Genomic DNA, 17,592 nt, shown 5'->3' with positions numbered 1-17,592 from the left:
GTCGGGCGCGGCGGTACAACTATTTTGCAGGCCCGGTAAGGCGAAGCCGCCGCCGGGCATTAACCGACAATCGCGTTCTAACTTAAATCGACATTTTTACTGCCGAACAGCCAGGTGAGCGCAAAGCCGCACAGGTAGGAGACCGCCAGTCCGCCGGCGTAGACCGCCATCCCGGCGTAAATCCCGCTGCCGGAGGTCATCAGCGGCAGCGCCACCAGGCCGGACGGACCAAACACCGTGTTCAGGCCGACCGGCAGCCCCAGCCAGGCGATCAGCCCGACGAAGAAGCCGCCGCAGGCGCCGCCGAGGCAGGCGGTGACAAACGGCTTCATCCGCGGCAGGGTGACGCCGTAGATTAGCGGCTCGCCAATCCCGAGGAAGCCCGGAATAATCGCCCCCTTAATCTGGGTTCGCAGCAGCGAATCGCGCTTCGCCCGCCAGAACAGCGCCAGCGCCGCCCCCACCTGCCCGGCCCCGGCCATCGCCAGGATTGGGAACAGCGAGTTAAAGCCCTGGGCATCCACCAGCGCAAAATAGACCGGGACAAACCCCTGATGGACGCCGAACATCACCGCCAGTAGGAACAGACCGGCCAGCACCGCCGAGCCAAACGGATTGCCGTTAAGATGCAGGAACAGCCACGACATGCCGGTAAACAACCAGCCGCCAATCGGCATGATCACCGTAAAGGTCACCGCGCCCATGATCAGCAGCGTCACCGCCGAGGTGAGGATCATATCGAGGTTGGCCGGCATGACCCGCCGCACCTGGCGTTCAACCCACGCCCCAAGGATGGCGGCGATCAATACGCCGATGATATTGCCGCGCGGATCGATACCGTGGCCGAAGAAGGTGGAGATCCCGGCGTAGACGCCGCTGGTCGCCTCCGGGTTGTAGCCCAGCACGAACAGCGAGGCGATAATCGCGCCGTTCACGCCGGAGCCGCCGAACGCCTTCTGGGCGTTATAGCCAATCAGGATACTCAGGAAGGTGAACATCCCTTTGCTGAATACCTTCATATAGCCAATCAGCGCCACCAGGCTGGCGTTCGGATGGGCGTTCTCCAGCACGAAAACCTGTTCCGCCAGGGTGGCGAAGCCCAGCAGCAGCCCGACGGCGATAAAGCCGGGGATCAGCGGCGTAAAAATGGTGGCGAATTTGGCGAGAAACTTCTGCACCGCGCTGGTCTGCTTGCCCTTCAGCGCCTGTTTTTTCTCCGCCGCGACGTCGGCCAGCGTCGGCGCGGCGGGCGCCTCCTCCAGCAGGCCGTTCATCATCTCGGCGGCGGTTTGCGCCTTGCCGGGGCCGAGCACCACCTGGAACTGCTCGTCGCTGACGATCACCCCCATCACGCCGTCAATCTGGCGGATGGCGGCGGTGTCGGCCAGGCCTTCATCGCGCAGGGTCAAGCGCAGGCGCGTCATGCAGTTGCCCGCCTGCGCGACGTTTGCGGCGCCGCCCACGTGGCTGAGGATCCGCGCTATCATCTCTTTCGTTATTTTTGCCATTGCCCGTTACCTGTCTGTCGGCGCTCAGGTGTTGCTGAGCGCCTTGCGGATGTAGCCGTTGTTTTTCGCCAGCAGCGACTGCGCCTCTTCGGCGCTTAAGTCTGCGAGCACCATCACGATCGCCGTTTTACAGTGACGGCCGCAGGCCTCCAGCGCATTCTGGGCGGTGGGGCGATCGCAGTCGGTCGCCTCCATCACGATGGAAACCTGGCGCTCAATCAGCTTGGCGTTGGTCGCTTCGACGTCGACCATCAGGTTGCTGTAGACCTTGCCGACGCGGATCATCGCCCCGGTGGAGATCATGTTCAGCACCAGCTTCTGCGCGGTGCCGGCTTTCAGGCGGGTCGAGCCGGTCACTACCTCCGGGCCGACCACCGGGGTGATGGCGACGTCCGCCAGCTGAGCCATTTCGCCATGCGGGTTACAGCTGACGATGGCGACAAAGGCATTCTGACGATGGGCATACTCCATGGCGCCAATGACGTACGGCGTGCGTCCGCTGGCCGCCAGCCCCACCAGTACATCGCGGTTGCTGAAGTTCAGGTTCTGCAGATCCATCGCCCCCTGCGCTTTGTTGTCTTCCACGTTTTCCACGGCGCTGAGAATCGCTTTATGTCCGCCGGCGATGATCCCCACCACCTGCTCCGGGCGGGTGCCAAAGGTCGGTGGGCATTCGCTGGCATCGAGGATCCCCAGACGCCCTGAGGTGCCAGCGCCGATATAAATCAAGCGGCCACCGGCCTGCAGCGCCGTCGCGACCTTATCCACCACCTCGGCAATCTGCGGCAGATAGGGCGTAATCGCCTGGGCCACCTGCTGGTCTTCCCGGTTTATCACCGTCAGCATCTCGAGGGTGGAAAGGGTGTCAATGTTGGCGCTGTTGGCGTTGCGTCGCTCGGTCAGCAGTTTACTCAGGTCAATACTCATAGGAACCTCGTTATTCTCAGTCGTGCGCAGTATAAGGAATTATTTATTCCTTGCCTGTGAAGAGTATCACGATTAGTTCGAGGAGAATAATATGAGAATGGTAGAGATGGCGGGAAATAGTGCGGTAATCAAGGTGGAATATTTTATTACCGCACCTGGCGTTTAGCGCGCGCCGCGCGGCTGGCTGAGCCCCATCAGCAGCGCCAGCAGGTAGCAGATCGCCATCGCGAGGCTCATCTTCAGCATCGTTTCGCCGCCGAGGCCCGCCAACGGCGCGGCGATGCCGCCGAAAACAAACATCAGGGTGCCCATCAGCGCGGACGCGGTCCCGGACTGGGCGGCGTCGACGGCGCTCATCGCTTCCGCGCCGGCGACGGTACTGATGCCGCTCATCAGCGACACGGTAAAAAACAGGCCGACCAGCGCCAGAACCGGCAGCTGCAGCCAGGCAAACAGCAGCATGATCGCCGCGCAGCCCACCGCCAGCGTCAGGCCGCCGCGCAGCAGGCCTTCGGCGCTGAAGCGGCGCGCCAGACGGGAAAAGATCATCGCCGCGATAATCAGCCCGATACCGTTCAGACCAAACAGCAGGCTGAACTGCATGGCGCTCATGCCGTATTCGCTCTGCATTACGAAGGAAGAGGAGCCGATGTAGGAGAACAGCCCGGCCATCATAAACGCCTGAATCAGGCAGAAGCGCAGAAAACGACGATTCTTCAGCACCGGCTGGCCGGGCCGCTGGCGGGCGGCATGGGTCGCCGCGGCCGGGCGCGTTTCCCGCAGGATAGTCAGGCTCATGACCAGCAGCGCGCCGCCAATGGCGGCCATCGTCCAGAAGAGAATTCGCCAGTCGAAGGCGGTGATCACGTAGCCGCCCAGCACCGGGGACAGGACCGGCGCAATGCCGTTCACCGTCATCAGCAGGGCGAAAAACTGGGTCAGCAGGGTGCCCTGGTATTTATCGCGGGCGATGGAGCGCGACAGCACCGAGCCGCCGGCGCCGGCGAAGCCCTGTAAAAAGCGCCAGACAATCAGCATGTTGATATCCTGGGTCAGGGCGCACATCGCCGAAGAGAAGATAAACAACAGCAGGGACAGCGCCAGCGGTTTCAGGCGGCCAATGCGGTCGCTCAGCGGGCCGAAAAACAGCTGACCCAGGCCGAGGCCAATCAGTGCGGCGGTCAGCGACAGCTGGGTCTGAGTGCTGGTGGCCTGCAGCTGCTGAGTGATCTCCGGCAGCGCCGGCAGATAAAAATCCGTGCACAGCGGCCCAATGCCCGATAGCAGGCCGAGGATCAGCGCCCAGGAGAGGGAAACACGTGGCATAACGATTCCTTACAGAAGCCGGGCGCGGTCGCCCGGCGGGTGAAATTAACTGGCGCCGCCGCCCAGCGACTGCCAGAGGGTGATCCGGTTATTGAGGTCGGTTTGCTGCAGGGACAGCAGCGTCGTCTTCGCTGACCACAGCGTGCGCTGGGCGGTGAGCACCGACAGATAATCGCCGACCCCAGCCTGATAGCTCTTCATGGCGATATCCAGCGAGGTCTGCTCGGCGGCGACATACTGTTGCTGGGCATCGAGCTCTTCATTTAGCGTTTCCCGGCGCGCCAGCGCATCGGCAACGTCCTTAAAGGCGCTCTGAATCGATTTCTCGTAGGTGGCGATCAGCCCCTTCTTCTCCGCTTCCGTATAGCGCAACTGCGCCAGGTTGCTGCCGCCGGTGAACAGCGGCAGGCTAATGGAGGGGGCGAACGACCACACCTGCATCCCGTGGCTGAACAGCGACGACAGCGAGTCGCTGCCGACGCCGGCGCTGGCGGTCAGGGAAATCGACGGGAAGAAGTTCGCCCGCGCCGCGCCGATATCGGCATTGGCGCTCTTCAGATTATGCTCCGCTTCCTGAATATCCGGCCGGCGCAGCAGCACCGACGATGACACCCCCGCCGGCACCAGGGCGATGCAGTTATCCCCGAGACTGTCGAGGGTGCCGGGCAGCAGGCTCTCCGGCACGGTTTCCCCCGCCAGCAGGTTAATAGCGTTTTTATCCTGCGCCACCAGCGTGCGGTAGCTGGCGACGCTGGCGCGCGCCTGCTGATAGACGCTTTCCGCCGAGCTTAAATCGCCGGCGGAGGCGGTGCCCACCGCCATCTGACGGGCGACGATGTTGCGCGAGTTTGCTGCGCTGTCCATGGTCTGCTGCGCCAGCGCCAGATTGCTGTTATCCGTCGCCAGCGTCACCCAGGCGGTGGTCAAATCGGCAATCATCGTCAGCCGGGTATTCTGCGCGGTGAATTCGCTGGCAAGCCAGGTTTCGCGCGCCGCGCGCGACAAGCTCTGGTTCTTGCCAAACAGATCCAGCTCGAAGCTGGAGACCGCGCCGTCGGCCTGCGAAGCGGAGCTCAGGCCGCTGGCCACCGTTTTGCTGCGCGTATGGCTCAGCTCGGCATCGACGGTGGGAAACAGCGACGCCCGCGTCTCGCCGTACTGGGCGCGCGCGGCCTCGATATCGGCCAGCGCCTTTTGCACATCTCGGTTGCTGTTCAGCGCGATACTGACCACTTTTTTCAGCCGCGCGTCATTGACCACTTTCTGCCAGTCGCCGACCACCGCCGTCGATTCGCCGTGCGCCCCGGGCAGGGTAGCCGGCACCGGCGCGGCCGGGCGATCATAATGCGGGTCAAGCGAGACGCAGCCCGCGGTCAGGAGCGCGATAAACATAAAACTCAAACGAAACATACCTTACTCCTGAGAAGAACGTTGGCGGGTGAAGAAGCGTTTCACCAGCACGAAGAACAGCGGTACGAAGAACACCGCCAGCAGGGTGGCCGTCAGGGTGCCGCCGATGATGCCGGTGCCGATCGCCACGCGGCTGTTGGCCCCGGCGCCGGTGGCGATGGCCAGCGGCAGCACCCCGGCGATAAACGCCAGCGAGGTCATGACAATTGGGCGCAGACGGGTCTGCGCGGCGCGGATCGCCGCCCGGGAGAGCGAATAACCCTCATCCACTGCGGATTCAGCGAACTCCACGATCAGGATGGCGTTCTTCGACGACAGGCCGATGGTGGTCAGCAGCGCCACCTGGAAGTAGACGTCGTTGCTTAAGCCGCGCAGCGTCGCCGCCAGCGCCGCGCCGAGCAGGCCGAGCGGGATGACCATGATCACCGAGAACGGCACCGACCAGCTCTCATACAGCGCCGCCAGGCACAGGAACACCACCAGAATCGAGATGGCGTACAGGCTCATCGCCTGGCCGCTGGCCAGCTTTTCCTGCAGCGAAATGCCGCTCCACGCCCAGGTGGAGCCCGCCGGCAGGCTGTCGGCCAGCTTTTCCATCTTGTCCATCGCCGCGCCGGAGCTGAAGCCGGCGGCGTTTTCGCCCTGGATCTCAAAGGCGGCGGAGCCGTTGTAGCGCACCAGGCTTTCCGGGCCGTATTGCCAGTGGGTGGTGGCGAAGGCGGAGAACGGCGTCATGCTGTTATCGCTGCCGCGAACGAACCATTTGCCGAGGTCGGAGGGCACGGCGCGCGCGTCGCTCTCGCCCTGGATATAGACCTTCTTCACCCGGCCGCGGTCGATAAAGTCATTCACGTAGGTACCGCCCCAGGCGCTGGAGAGCGTATCGGTCACGTCGCTCAGCGACAGCCCCAGCGAGACCGCTTTGTTGTTATCGATATCTACCTGCAGCTGCGGCATCTGCGGCAGGTCGTTGGCGCGCACCGACTGCAGCTCGCCGCTCTGGTTGGCCGCCGCCAGCAGCTGACTGCGTAGCTTCATCAGGCTGTCGCGGTCGGTACCGCCGCTGGCCATCAGCTCGAAGGTGAAGCCGTTGCTCTGTCCGAGACCGTCCACCGACGGCGGGGTCATGGCGAACAGGGTGGCGTCGCGGATCGTCCCCAGCTCTTTATTGGCGCGCAGGGCGATGGCCTGGGCGGTATTGTCGTCGCCTTTGCGCTGCGACCAGTTGTTCAGCGACACGAAGGCCATCCCGGCGTTCTGACCGCTGCCGCTAAAGCTGAAGCCGTCGACGGTGAAAATGACGTTGGTATTGGCTTTCTCTTTGGTCAGGAACCAGTCGGTGACCTGGCGACGCACCTCGGCGGTACGCACCGCGGTGGCCCCGGCGGGCAGGGTGTACTGGACCATGATCTCCCCCTGGTCCTCCACCGGCAGAAAGCTGCCCGGCAGTTTCCACATCGCCAGCGCCATCGCCCCGCAAATCAGGACGTAAGCGCCCATCATCACCGCGCCACGGCGCAGGCCGCCGAGCACGCGGCGCTGGTAGCCCGCTTCCGTGCGTCCCCACAGGCGGTTAAACGCGCCGAAGAACCCTTTAGTATGAGGCCTGGAGTGGCTGAGCAGCGCGCCGCACAGCGCCGGGGTGAGGGTCAGGGCCACCACCACCGACAGCATCATCGCCGAGATAATGGTCACCGAGAACTGGCGATAAATGACCCCGGTCGAGCCGCCGAAGAAGGCCATCGGCAGAAAGACCGCCGACAGCACCAGGGCGATCGCCACCAGCGCGCCGGAGATTTCGCCCATCGATTTTTCGGTGGCTTCCCGGGCGGGCAGCCCTTCGTCGCGCATAATGCGCTCAACGTTCTCCACCACCACGATGGCGTCGTCCACCAGCAGGCCGATCGCCAGCACCATGGCGAACAGCGTCAGGGTGTTAATCGAGTAGCCGAACAGCGCCAGCACGCCGAAGGTGCCGAGCAGCACCACCGGGACCGCTACCGCCGGGATCAGCGTGGCGCGGAAGTTCTGCAGGAACAGATACATCACGCAGACCACGAGGATAATCGCTTCGAAAAGGGTCTGAATCACGTCTTCGACCGAGATTTTGATGAACTCGGTGCTGTCCTTTGGATAGGCGATATCGTAGCCCTGCGGCATCTGACGCTGGAATTCGGCGATTTTGCTTTTCACCAGGGTCGCGGTGTCCAGCGCGTTGGCGCCGGGGGCCATCATCACCGCGATCCCGGCGGCCGGGTGGCCGTTGAGATTGGCGGTAGCGGTGTAATCCTCGCTGCCCATCTCCACCCGCGCGACATCGCTCAGGCGCACCACCGAGCCGTCGGCCTGGCTTTTCACGATGATCGCTTTGAACTGGTCAGGGGTTTGCAGCCGCGACTGCGCGCGCACGGTGGCGGTCAGCTGCTGGGCGCTGGACGATGGCAGGGCGCCGATTTTACCGGCGGAGACCTGCACGTTCTGCGCCTCAATCGCCGACTGGACGTCGGAAGGCATCAGCGAGTAGGAGGCGAGTTTAGTCGGGTCCATCCAGACGCGCATCGCGTATTCGGCGCCGAACACCTGCAGGCTACCGACGCCCTCTACGCGCGCCAGCGGGTCCTGCAGGTTGCTGACCAGCCAGTCGGAGATATCGGAGCTGGTGGCGCGGTCGGTTTTGTCATACACCGCGAGGATCAGCAGGAAGCTGCTCTGCGATTTTTCCACCGTCACGCCGGACTGCTGGACTTCGCTCGGCAGCCGCGATTCCGCCTGCTGGACTTTGTTCTGCACCTGCACCTGGGCGGTGTCCGGGTCGGTCCCCTGCTCAAAGGTGACGGTGATGCTGACCGAGCCGTCGGAGCTGCTGGTGGAGCTGAAGTAGAGCAGATGGTCGAGGCCGGTAAGCTGCTGCTCGATCACCTGGGTGACGCTGTTCTCCAGGGTTTCGGCGGAGGCGCCGGTGTAGGTGGCGGAGATTTTCACCGCCGGCGGGGCGACGTCCGGGTACTGGCCTACCGGCAGAGTGCGGATCGCCAGCACGCCGGCGAGCATAATCAGAATGGCGATCACCCAGGCAAAGACCGGGCGACGCACGAAGAAACGGGAGAACATCAGGCGTTGCCTCCGTTATTGTTGACGGCCACGGCCTTCACCGTCTGGCCTGGGGCCACTTTACCCGTGCCTTCGACGATCAGCTTGTCGCCCGCTTTCAGGCCGCTCAGCACCAGCCATTTATCGCCGTAGGTGTCGCCGGTTTCCACGGCGCGCTGCGCAACTTTGTTGTCGGCATCGACCACCAGCGCCGTGGCGTCGCCTTTGGCATCGCGGGTAATCCCCTGCTGCGGGGCGAGGATCGCGTCGTTCATGATGCCTTCATCGATGCGCGCGCGGACAAACATCCCCGGCAGCAGGACGTGCTGCGGGTTGGGGAAGATGGCGCGCAGGGTTACCGAGCCGGTGGATTCATCGACGGCGACTTCGGTGAGCGCCAGACGCCCTTTTTCGCTGTAGGTGCTGCCATCTTCAAGGATTAACGTCACGCTGAGGGTATCGCTGTTGCTGGCCAGGCTTTGTTTGCGTAAACGCAGGAGATCGACGCTGGATCGCGTCAGATCGACATACATGGTGTCGAGCCCGCGGATCGTCGCCAGCGCGGTATCCTGATCGGCGGAGACCAGCGCCCCCGGCGTGACCGACGAGATGCCGATGCGCCCGGCAATCGGCGCGGTGACGGTGGTCCAGTTCAGGTTGATGCGCGCGCTCTCCAGCGCCGCTTTCTTCGATGCCACGCTGGCCTTGTCCTGGGCGCAGGTGGAGGCGGCGTCGTCGGCATCCTGGCGGGAGACGCCGTTATCCCGGACCAGCGACGCGTAGCGCTGAGCCTTCTGGCAATCGGAGACCACCAGCGCCTGGGCCTGTTTCAGCGCCGCCGCCGCTTCATTCCAGGTCGCGCGATAGCTGGAGGGATCGATCTGGTAAAGGGCCTGCCCGGCCTTCACCATATCGCCTTCGGTAAACAGGCGCTTCTGGATGATGCCGCCCACCTGCGGGCGTACTTCGGCGCTGAGCGAGGCGGTGGTGCGGCCGGTGAGCTGGCTGACTACCGGAACCGGCTGGCTTTGCAGAGTGACCACGCCCACTTCCGGCGTGGGTTGCTGCGGGGCAGATGTCTGCGCATTATCGCATCCGCTGAGGAGAAATAATGCTGTCGCGATGGGAGCTATGATGTATTTCATTATATTTTCTCAAGATATAAGACGTCCGCCCCGTTTATTTAAAAACGAGGGAATAGGTTGGGCGCTGAGGCATTTTCGGCTAAGCGAAAATGACAAAAAAGGAACACAGATGTTCCTGAACGTGATTGTTATTGTGTCTCCGCTGAAGCCAACCTCTTCGGCCTTCAGGAGGTGAAAAGCGCATCTCCTCTGGTTTTGTGGTGAGAATGATCATTCTCATTTTTTCCCATTATACGATCCGCCGCGATAATGGAAAGGTTTTTTTGCTTACTTTTAGAACGCAAAAAATTAAGGCAAATAATCATGGAGAAAATAAGAATTTTTTGTGAAAGTGGAGAGGAAAAATAACCTTTCGGCACAGCGATACTGGAGATAGTTAATGGCGTTAATTATTACAAAAAGCATTAATCCCGACGACCAACAAGAATTGTTTGCCGGTCTGCGGCACTATAATCAGCAGTATCTCGATGCGGCGCAGTTTGGCGATCTGGGCGTTTACTCCCGCGATGCGCAAGGGGTGATGCAGGGCGGGTTGATTGCCAAACGCAAGGGCAACTGGCTGTGCATTGAGTATCTGTGGGTCAGCGAAGCGACGCGCGGACGCGGACTGGGGAGCGAGCTGATGCAGGAGGCGGAGCGGCAGGCGCAGGCGCAGGGCTGCAGCCATCTGCTGGTGGATACCTTTAGCTTCCAGGCGCTGCCGTTTTATCAGAAATTAGGCTATCAGCTGCAGATGTCGCTGCCCGACTTCCCGCATGCGGGAATGCAGCGTCACTATTTGTCGAAGGCGCTGTAACGGTCCTGATATCGCCGGGCGGTCAGGTACCGTACCTGTGATTGTGCCGGATGGCGGCATAAATGCCTTATCCGGCCTACACAGTTCTCCCGTAGTTTCGCCCCACCCAGGACCGGCAAGCGCAGCGCCGCCGGGCAGGATATCAGGCACGGCACCTGTATTCTTGCCGGGTGGCGGCTGCGCCTTACCCGGCCTACGGTTCGTGCTGTGCCCGCCATGATGCCGAGCGGCTACCCACTTGCGCGACTGAAACTGCCGGTGCTGGCCGGAGCCCGGGGGTACAGGGGACGGCGGCGACTGGCCGCCCCCTGTGCGCTCCCTGCGCCATGCCAGGCATAACGCAGAAGAAATATCGGGAGCGCAATCTGCCCGGACATAACACGGGAGTGCTGGCCCTGCTAAGCGCAGTGCGAGCAGGGAAATTTACGGTTGTGCCGTTATTTCTGTAGCCCTGCTAAGCGTAGCGCGAGCAGGGAAAATCCCGGATGGCGGCGCGTGGCGCCTTATCCGGGCTACAAAAGCGTCAAAACCACGCCTTAACCCCCGACGCCATGGCCCATTAACGCCAGCGCGTGGCTGACGATGGTCTGGCGGTCAACCGCCTGTAAACGCGGATCGCTGTGGATGCGCGAAAACGGCACCAGCACCAGGCTAATCACCGTGGTAAACAGCAGCTCCGGCGACAGCGCCGGGTTAATCTTGCCCTCCCGCTGCCAGCGGCGCACCGCCTCCAGCATCACCTGAAAACGCTCCTCGCCGAAGCGGGCGTCCATATGCTGACGCAGGATCGGCATCTCGCCGATGATCTCCTGCATCCACAGCGGCGCGAACCAGGCGTTTTTCTCCGCCATGTGCGCCAGCGTCTCGACCATCATCGTCAGCGCCAGCACCGGGTCCTGCGGATGGTCGACAAAGATGCGGCTGATGTGGTTGCGCAGCGGCATAAAGCGCTCTTCGATCAGCTGCGTCACCAGCGCATCCCGCGAACTGAAATAGTAATGCAGCATCGCCGGCGTCACCCCGGCCTCTTTGGCGATGGCGTTCAACGACACGCGGGCCGCGCCGTCGCGGGCAAACAGCGTCAGGGCGATGTCCATCAGCTGTTCGCGGTTGGCGGTACCCGGTTTTTTACCGCGCGGCCGCCCCGGGCGGCGGGGGGTATCCTGATCCTTTTGTGCTGTCATGATATGGCGATCTCTTGACCCGACTCATTCTTTCACTAAATATTAATTATGCATTTAATTAATATCAAGCGAGTGTTGTGATGACTTCTCAAGTCGCGAACCCACCGGTGCAGTCGATACGCCTGCTGTTTAGCGCCTTGCTGCTGGTGATGCTCCTCTCCGCGCTGGATCAGACCATTGTCTCCACCGCGCTGCCGACGATTGTCGGCGAACTGGGCGGGCTGGACAAGCTTTCCTGGGTGGTTACCGCCTATATCCTCAGCTCCACCATCGCGGTGCCGCTGTACGGTAAATTCGGCGATCTGTTCGGCCGCAAAATCGTGCTGCAGGTGGCGATTGGGCTGTTTCTTGTCGGCTCCGCCCTCTGCGGGCTGGCGCAGAACATGACCCAGCTGGTGCTGATGCGCGGCCTGCAGGGGCTCGGCGGCGGCGGCCTGATGGTCATCAGCATGGCGGCGGTGGCCGACGTCATCCCGCCCGCCAGCCGTGGCCGCTATCAGGGGCTGTTCGGCGGCGTTTTTGGCCTGGCGACGGTGATCGGCCCGCTGATCGGCGGCTTTTTGGTGCAGCATGCCTCCTGGCGCTGGATCTTCTACATCAACCTGCCGCTGGGCCTCTTCGCGCTGCTGGTGATCGGCGCGGTATTCCACAGCAGCAATAAACGCAGCCAACATGAGATTGACTGGCTGGGGGCGATTTACCTCAGCATGGCGCTGCTGTGCATCATCCTGTTTACCTCGGAAGGGGGCAGCGTTCATGCGTGGAATGACCCGCAGCTGTGGTGCATTCTGGCCTTCGGCATCGTGGGGGTCATCGGCTTTATCTACGAAGAGCGAATGGCCGCCGAGCCGATTATTCCGCTGTCGCTGTTCCGCAACCGCAGCTTCCTGCTGTGCAGTCTGATCGGCTTCGTCATCGGCATGTCGCTGTTTGGATCAGTCACCTTCCTGCCGCTCTATCTGCAGGTGGTGAAGGAGGCGACCCCCACCGAGGCCGGGCTGCAGCTGATCCCCCTGATGGGAGGCCTGCTGCTGACCTCGATTATCAGCGGGCGGATTATCAGCCGTACCGGTAAATATCGCCTGTTTCCGATCCTCGGTACCCTGCTTGGCGTGACCGGCATGGTGCTGCTGACCCGGATCACCATTCACTCACCGCTGTGGCAGCTGTACCTGTTTACCGGCGTGCTGGGGGCCGGTCTGGGGCTGGTGATGCAGGTGCTGGTCCTGGCGGTACAGAACGCGATGCCGGCGAAGCTTTACGGCGTCGCCACCTCCGGCGTGACCCTGTTCCGCTCGATCGGCGGCTCCATCGGCGTGGCGCTGTTTGGCGCGGTGTTCACGCACGTGCTGCAGAGCAACCTGCAAAAGCTGTTGCCGGAAGGCGCGGTACTGCCGCCGGGAATGAATCCGGTGGCGGTGCAGCACCTGCCCGCGGATATCCGCCTCGACTATCTCGACGCCTTCGGCGCGGCGATCCACGCGGCGTTCCTCATGGCGGCCTGCATTATGGCGGTGGCGTTTGTCCTCTCCTGGCTGTTAAAGGAGGCGCCGCTGAAGACCGCGACGCACTAAGCGGCCCCGGCAATGCGCAGCAGCGCCTGACGCAGCGCCGGCGCGGCAAAATCGATAAATTTTCGCAGCTTAAGCGGCGCCAGGTCCCGGGCGGTATACAGCAAATGGACCGGCGCCGGCTCCGGCTCGACGCGCTCCAGCAGCAGACGGAGCTCACCCTGTCGCAGGCCGTCCAGCGCCTGATAGTGCAGTAAGCGAGCTACGCCCACCCCCAGCCGCGCGGCATCGGCAGCGCTCTCCGGCGTGGTGACCGATAACGCTGGCGGCAGGTTAATCAACTGGTCCTCGCGCTCAGCGGCGCGAAAGCGCCAGCCGCGATAGGGCATCGGCGATTCAATGCGGATGATCGGCAGCGCCGCCAGATCGCGCGGCCGCTGCGGCTCGCCGTATTTCGCCAGCAGCGCCGGATGGGCGCAGGCCACGATGCGCATCCTGCCGAGGCGGGTGGCCACCATGCTGCTGTCCGCCAGGTCGCCTATCCGCACCGCCAGATCGATATGGTCGCCCACCAGGTCGGCGTTACGATCGCTGAGCAGCAAACGGACGTGAATCTGCGGGTAACGGGCGATGAATTCAGCGATCACCGGGAGAACGTGCTGGCGCCCAAACATTGTCGGCGCAGAGATCACCAGCTCGCCTTTCGGTTCCTGATACTCGCCCGTCGCCTGGCGTTCGGCGTTTTCCACCTCCTCAAGGATCCGCCGCGCGGCAGCGACATAATCGACCCCGGCGTCGGTGAGCGTCAGTTTGCGGGTGGTCCGCGCCAGCAGGCGCACCCCCAGCGCGTTCTCCAGCTCGCCGATATGGCGGCTGACGGTGGTCAACGGCATATTCAGCGCCCGCGCCGCCGCCGACATACTCCCCAGCTCGGTCACTTTCACCAGCAGCGCCATCGCGCTTAATCGATCCATTATTCTCCCGATTTTTGGAAAGATGATTGCCACGAAACCAGTATTATCATTTTTTACAGTACAGTCCATGATGGCGCCAGACAACAGGAGGCGCTATGGCAGCAACCTTTCTCGATATCGCCATCACCCCGGACGTGATGGATGTGCAGCATGAAATGGGCAGCGACCAGCTGTGGCAAACGCCGCATAGTCGCCGCCAGGCCGACCGCTTCGGCGACAGCGAAGCGGGGATGATCGCCACCCGCGACAGCTTTTATCTGGCGACGGTGTCGCAGAGCGGCTGGCCCTACATTCAGCATCGCGGCGGCCCGCCGGGGTTTCTGCATCTGCTGGACGATACCACCCTGGCGATGGCGGATTTCGGCGGCAACCGTCAGTACATTACCACCGGCAACCTGCGCGGCAGCGACCGGGCCTGCCTGTTTTTGATGGATTATCCGCGCCGTGCCAGGCTGAAAATCTACGCCACCGTCGAGGTCGTGGCGGCAGAGAACCACCCGCAGCTGCTGGCGCAGGTGGCGCCGGCCAACTATCGCGCCCGCATCGAGCGCCTGTTTCTTTTTCATCTGCAGGCGTTTGACTGGAACTGCCCGCAGCACATTACGCCGCGCTACAGCGCGCAGCAGGTGGCGGAGTACAGCCAGAACCTGCAGCAACGTATTCATGACCTGGAGCAGGAGAATCAGCGCCTGCAGCAGCAATTAGCCCGCAGAGGAGAGTCAGCATGACCGAACAACGTCCCCCGTTACCGCCGTTTACCCGCGACAGCGCTATCCAGAAGGTCCGCGCCGCGGAAGATGGCTGGAACAGCCGCGATGCCGAAAAGGTCGCTCTGGCCTACACCGTGGACAGCGAATGGCGCAACCGCAGCGAGTTTGTCCACGGCAGGGGGCAAATTGTCGAATTCCTGCAGCGAAAATGGCGTAAAGAGCAACAATATCGGCTGATTAAGGAGCTGTGGGCATGGCAGGAAAATCGCATCGCCGTGCGCTTCGCCTATGAGTGGTGCGACGACAGCGGCAACTGGTTTCGCTCGTACGGCAATGAAAACTGGGAGTTTGATCAGCACGGGCTGATGCAGACGCGCTACGCCTGCATCAACGATCTGCCGATCGCCGAAAGCGAGCGCCTGTTCCACTGGCCCCAGGGGCGTCGCCCGGACGATCATCCGGGGCTCAGCGACCTGGGGCTGTAAAACCGGTGCTGCGCGACGGATTAATCGGCTTTCGGGAAGTCGACCACCGTGTCGTTAACCCGGTTCACCATATTGGTGAACAAGATTGCGCTGATGGCGCTGATAATCTCAATCACCTGCTGGTCGCTAAAACCGGCGTTGCGCAGCGCGGCGACGTCGGCTTCCGGCAGCGTGCCGGTGGTGGTCACCAGCGTCTGCGCAAATTTCACCAGCGCATCAAGCTGTGCCTCTTCCGCATACTCCCCGCGGCGCAGGGCGTGGATCTGTTCGCTGCTGAAGCCGGCTTTTTTCGCCATCAGCGTATGTGCGGCCAGGCAGTAGTCACAGCCGGTGGCTTCGCTGACCGACAGGTTAATGGCTTCCAGCTGTTGGGCGCTGAGGCTGCCTTTATGTAGCATCGCATTGTGCGCCAGCGCCTGCTGCAGCGCGGCCGGCGAGTGGCCGCCGATGGCCAGGTAGGCATTCGGCACTTTGCCCATTGCTTTTTTGATCCCGGCGAAAATATCGGCGGCTTTGCCGGTGGCGTCTTGTTCACGGATATCAGCTAAACGGCTCATGGTTAACTCCTGTTGTTTTCGAGGGTGTGTGTTGGCATTGGGGTCATCTTAGGCGGTTGCCGCATGCTAGACTGGCGGTCTTCGTCTCACCTTTTTGTCTTATCGTCTCAGGAGAAGCATGGACAGTCTCAGTCATCTGCTGGCGCTGCTGGCGCCGCGCTGCGAAGTGAACCTGCACTGTCGCTTCGGCGGCCGCTGGCAGGCCGGGCACCAGCAAATGCGCAGCGGCGTGGTGCCATGGCACGTGGTGCTGCGCGGCGAGGGGCGGCTCAACGTCGGCGGCCAGACCCATCACCTGCGCGCGGGAGATGTGGTCCTCCTGCCGCACGGTTCGCCGCACCTGATGGAGAGCCTGGTGGAGTGGGGCCAGGTGCTGCCGGTGGCGCATCGCTTTAACGGCACGGTGACGGAAATGCGCGCCGGCCCGGCGGAGGGGGCGCTGGAGATGCTGTGCGGCGAATTCTATTTTGGTCCGCACGTCAGCTGGCTGTTCACTGAGGCGTCGACGCTGATCCATCTCCATACCGATGCGCGCGAAGACTGCCCGGAGCTGCAGCCATTGCTTAACATACTGGTCCGCGAAAGTCTGGCGCAGCGTCCCGGCGGCAGCGCTATCGTGCGCAGCCTCGGCGATACGCTGCTGGTGCTGCTGCTGCGCATGCTGCTTGGCGAGCAGCAGCCGCCAGGCGGGCTGCTGCGTCTGATGAGCGATGAGCGCCTGATGCCGGCGGTGCTGGCGGTGATGGCGACCCCGGAGCAGCCGTGGACGCTGGAAACCATGGCCGCCCGCGCCTTTCTGTCGCGGGCCACCTTTGCCCGCCATTTTGCCCGCGTTTATCACCTGACGCCGCAGGCGTGGCTGTCGCAGCTGCGAATGGCGCTGGCCGCCCGGCTGCTGCGCCTGGAGCGTCAGACCAACCTCGAGGTCATTGCCGAACGCTGTGGCTTTCAGTCGCTGGCGTCCTTCTCGAAGCGCTTCAAAATGCGCTATGGCGTGACGCCGGGCGAGTGGCGACGGGGCTAGCGCTTCGCGCCTGGCGAAGATGATTTTATTTCCGGTTGCGTGGTTTGCTGTTTATTACCCCACCCGAAAGTCGCTATAGTTTTGCACGAAAAAAACAACGACAGTCAGGACGGACAGGGTGAAGAGGATGAGATTACGTTTACGTGCCGCCGCCGCGGTAATGCTGGCGGGTCTGGTGCTGGTCGGCTGCGACCAAAAGGGTAATGAAGCGAAGCACATTAAGGTCGGCGTGATTAACGGCGCTGAACAGGATGTGGCGGAAGTAGCGAAGAAAGTGGCCAAAGAGAAGTATGGTCTGGAGGTTGAGCTGGTGGGGTTCAGCGGCTCGCTGTTGCCTAACGAATCGACCAACGCCGGGGATCTGGACGCCAACGTCTTCCAGCATCGGCCTTTCCTTGAGCAGGACAACAAAGCGCATAACTACCATCTGGTGGCGGTAGGCAATACCTTCGTCTTCCCGATGGCCGGCTATTCGCGCAAGATAAAGTCAGTCGCCGAACTGAAAGACGGCGCGACGATCGCTATCCCCAACGATCCGACCAACCTCGGGCGGGCGCTGCTGCTGCTGCAAAAAGAGAAGCTGATTACCCTCAAAGCCGGTACCGGCCTGCTGCCGACGGCGGTGGATATCACCGACAACCCGCATCATCTGAAAATTATGGAGCTGGAAGGGGCGCAACTGCCGCGCGTACTCGACGATCCTAAAGTCGACGTGGCCATCATCAGCACCACCTACCTGCAGCAAACCGGGCTGTCGCCGGTTCGCGATGGCATCTTTATCGAAGATAAAAACTCGCCCTACGTGAACATCATCGTGACCCGTGAAGACAATAAAGACGCGGAAAACGTGAAGGAGTTTATGCAGTCGTACCAGTCGCCGGAGGTGGCGAAGGCGGCAGAGACTATCTTCAACGGCGGCGCGGTGCCGGGCTGGTAAGCCAACTT

Annotated in this window: 17 protein-coding genes; 7 read left to right on the top strand and 10 right to left on the bottom strand. The window is 62.3% G+C overall.

Going from position 1 to position 17,592, the window contains the following annotated elements; genetic code table 11:
• Window positions 1-77 precede the first annotated feature (77 nt).
• The 6 genes from murP to eefA all read right to left on the bottom strand — a co-directional run bounded on the left by murP (window position 78) and on the right by eefA (window position 9,406).
• A complete protein-coding gene (gene murP / locus ABLU95_RS12830; RefSeq protein ID WP_086076497.1) occupies window positions 78-1,508 on the bottom strand; it encodes a PTS N-acetylmuramic acid transporter subunit IIBC in 1,431 nt (476 codons plus the stop codon).
• A 24-nt stretch (window positions 1,509-1,532) separates the two neighbouring features.
• A complete protein-coding gene (murQ, locus tag ABLU95_RS12825) occupies window positions 1,533-2,435 on the bottom strand; it encodes an N-acetylmuramic acid 6-phosphate etherase (protein WP_087776713.1) in 903 nt (300 codons plus the stop codon).
• Window positions 2,436-2,597: 162 nt separating this feature from the next.
• Entirely contained in the window at window positions 2,598-3,761 is a 1,164-nt protein-coding gene (locus tag ABLU95_RS12820; protein WP_065882903.1) for a multidrug effflux MFS transporter, read from the bottom strand.
• A 45-nt stretch (window positions 3,762-3,806) separates the two neighbouring features.
• Window positions 3,807-5,171, bottom strand: a complete 1,365-nt coding sequence (eefC, locus tag ABLU95_RS12815; RefSeq protein ID WP_218810501.1) for a multidrug efflux RND transporter outer membrane subunit EefC — start codon at window positions 5,169-5,171, stop codon at window positions 3,807-3,809.
• 3 nt (window positions 5,172-5,174) lie between these two features.
• Window positions 5,175-8,282, bottom strand: coding sequence for a multidrug efflux RND transporter permease subunit EefB (gene eefB / locus ABLU95_RS12810; RefSeq protein WP_044525073.1), 3,108 nt, complete (start codon window positions 8,280-8,282; stop codon window positions 5,175-5,177).
• Window positions 8,282-9,406, bottom strand: coding sequence for a multidrug efflux RND transporter periplasmic adaptor subunit EefA (gene eefA, locus ABLU95_RS12805; RefSeq protein ID WP_032454398.1), 1,125 nt, complete (start codon window positions 9,404-9,406; stop codon window positions 8,282-8,284). Before eefA ends, eefB begins: the two co-directional genes overlap by 1 nt.
• 206 nt (window positions 9,407-9,612) lie before the next feature.
• Here eefA and ABLU95_RS12800 point away from each other — a divergent pair, with 206 nt between their 5' ends.
• Window positions 9,613-9,735, top strand: coding sequence for a hypothetical protein (locus ABLU95_RS12800; protein WP_032454401.1), 123 nt, complete (start codon window positions 9,613-9,615; stop codon window positions 9,733-9,735).
• On the opposite strand, the gene ABLU95_RS12795 is transcribed toward ABLU95_RS12800, so the two are convergent.
• Window positions 9,695-9,811, bottom strand: a complete 117-nt coding sequence (locus ABLU95_RS12795; RefSeq protein ID WP_065882911.1) for a hypothetical protein — start codon at window positions 9,809-9,811, stop codon at window positions 9,695-9,697. The two genes, ABLU95_RS12800 and ABLU95_RS12795, sit on opposite strands and share 41 nt — an antisense overlap.
• On the opposite strand from ABLU95_RS12795, the gene ABLU95_RS12790 reads away from it, so the two are divergent.
• Window positions 9,786-10,202, top strand: a complete 417-nt coding sequence (locus tag ABLU95_RS12790) for a GNAT family N-acetyltransferase (RefSeq protein WP_032454397.1) — start codon at window positions 9,786-9,788, stop codon at window positions 10,200-10,202. The genes ABLU95_RS12795 and ABLU95_RS12790 overlap by 26 nt on opposite strands.
• Window positions 10,203-10,738: 536 nt before the next feature.
• Here ABLU95_RS12790 and ABLU95_RS12785 read toward each other — a convergent pair.
• Window positions 10,739-11,386 (bottom strand): TetR/AcrR family transcriptional regulator, encoded by a 648-nt coding sequence (locus tag ABLU95_RS12785; RefSeq protein WP_023291407.1) that lies wholly within the window; start codon window positions 11,384-11,386, stop codon window positions 10,739-10,741.
• An 80-nt stretch (window positions 11,387-11,466) separates the two neighbouring features.
• Here ABLU95_RS12785 and ABLU95_RS12780 point away from each other — a divergent pair, with 80 nt between their 5' ends.
• Window positions 11,467-12,960: an MDR family MFS transporter gene (locus tag ABLU95_RS12780; RefSeq protein ID WP_032454395.1), complete on the top strand. Its 1,494-nt coding sequence runs from the start codon at window positions 11,467-11,469 to the stop codon at window positions 12,958-12,960.
• Here the strand turns inward: ABLU95_RS12780 and ABLU95_RS12775 are convergent.
• On the bottom strand, window positions 12,957-13,871 hold the full coding sequence (locus ABLU95_RS12775) for a LysR substrate-binding domain-containing protein (RefSeq protein ID WP_023291405.1): 915 nt from the start codon (window positions 13,869-13,871) through the stop codon (window positions 12,957-12,959). The two genes, ABLU95_RS12780 and ABLU95_RS12775, sit on opposite strands and share 4 nt — an antisense overlap.
• 95 nt (window positions 13,872-13,966) lie before the next feature.
• Here ABLU95_RS12775 and ABLU95_RS12770 point away from each other — a divergent pair, with 95 nt between their 5' ends.
• Together ABLU95_RS12770 and ABLU95_RS12765 are read left to right on the top strand one after the other, a co-directional pair.
• Window positions 13,967-14,599, top strand: a complete 633-nt coding sequence (locus ABLU95_RS12770) for a pyridoxamine 5'-phosphate oxidase family protein (RefSeq protein WP_032454393.1) — start codon at window positions 13,967-13,969, stop codon at window positions 14,597-14,599.
• Window positions 14,596-15,066: a nuclear transport factor 2 family protein gene (locus ABLU95_RS12765; RefSeq protein WP_086075627.1), complete on the top strand. Its 471-nt coding sequence runs from the start codon at window positions 14,596-14,598 to the stop codon at window positions 15,064-15,066. The genes ABLU95_RS12770 and ABLU95_RS12765 overlap by 4 nt, the downstream gene beginning before the upstream one ends.
• Window positions 15,067-15,086: 20 nt before the next feature.
• Here ABLU95_RS12765 and ABLU95_RS12760 read toward each other — a convergent pair whose 3' ends face one another.
• Entirely contained in the window at window positions 15,087-15,623 is a 537-nt protein-coding gene (locus ABLU95_RS12760) for a peroxidase-related enzyme (RefSeq protein WP_032433699.1), read from the bottom strand.
• Between the two features lie 118 nt (window positions 15,624-15,741).
• Between ABLU95_RS12760 and ABLU95_RS12755 the strand changes: the two genes are divergently transcribed.
• Window positions 15,742-16,647, top strand: coding sequence for an AraC family transcriptional regulator (locus ABLU95_RS12755; protein ID WP_023291401.1), 906 nt, complete (start codon window positions 15,742-15,744; stop codon window positions 16,645-16,647).
• Window positions 16,648-16,774: 127 nt separating this feature from the next.
• Window positions 16,775-17,584: a lipoprotein NlpA gene (gene nlpA / locus ABLU95_RS12750; protein ID WP_348879689.1), complete on the top strand. Its 810-nt coding sequence runs from the start codon at window positions 16,775-16,777 to the stop codon at window positions 17,582-17,584.
• The last annotated feature ends 8 nt before the right edge of the window (window positions 17,585-17,592 follow it).

It is taken from the genome of Klebsiella sp. GG_Kp146 (assembly GCF_040061975.1).
In the GTDB taxonomy this organism is placed as follows: Bacteria; Pseudomonadota; Gammaproteobacteria; order Enterobacterales; family Enterobacteriaceae; genus Klebsiella; species Klebsiella quasipneumoniae.
This window is presented reverse-complemented; position numbering and strand designations above follow the sequence as displayed.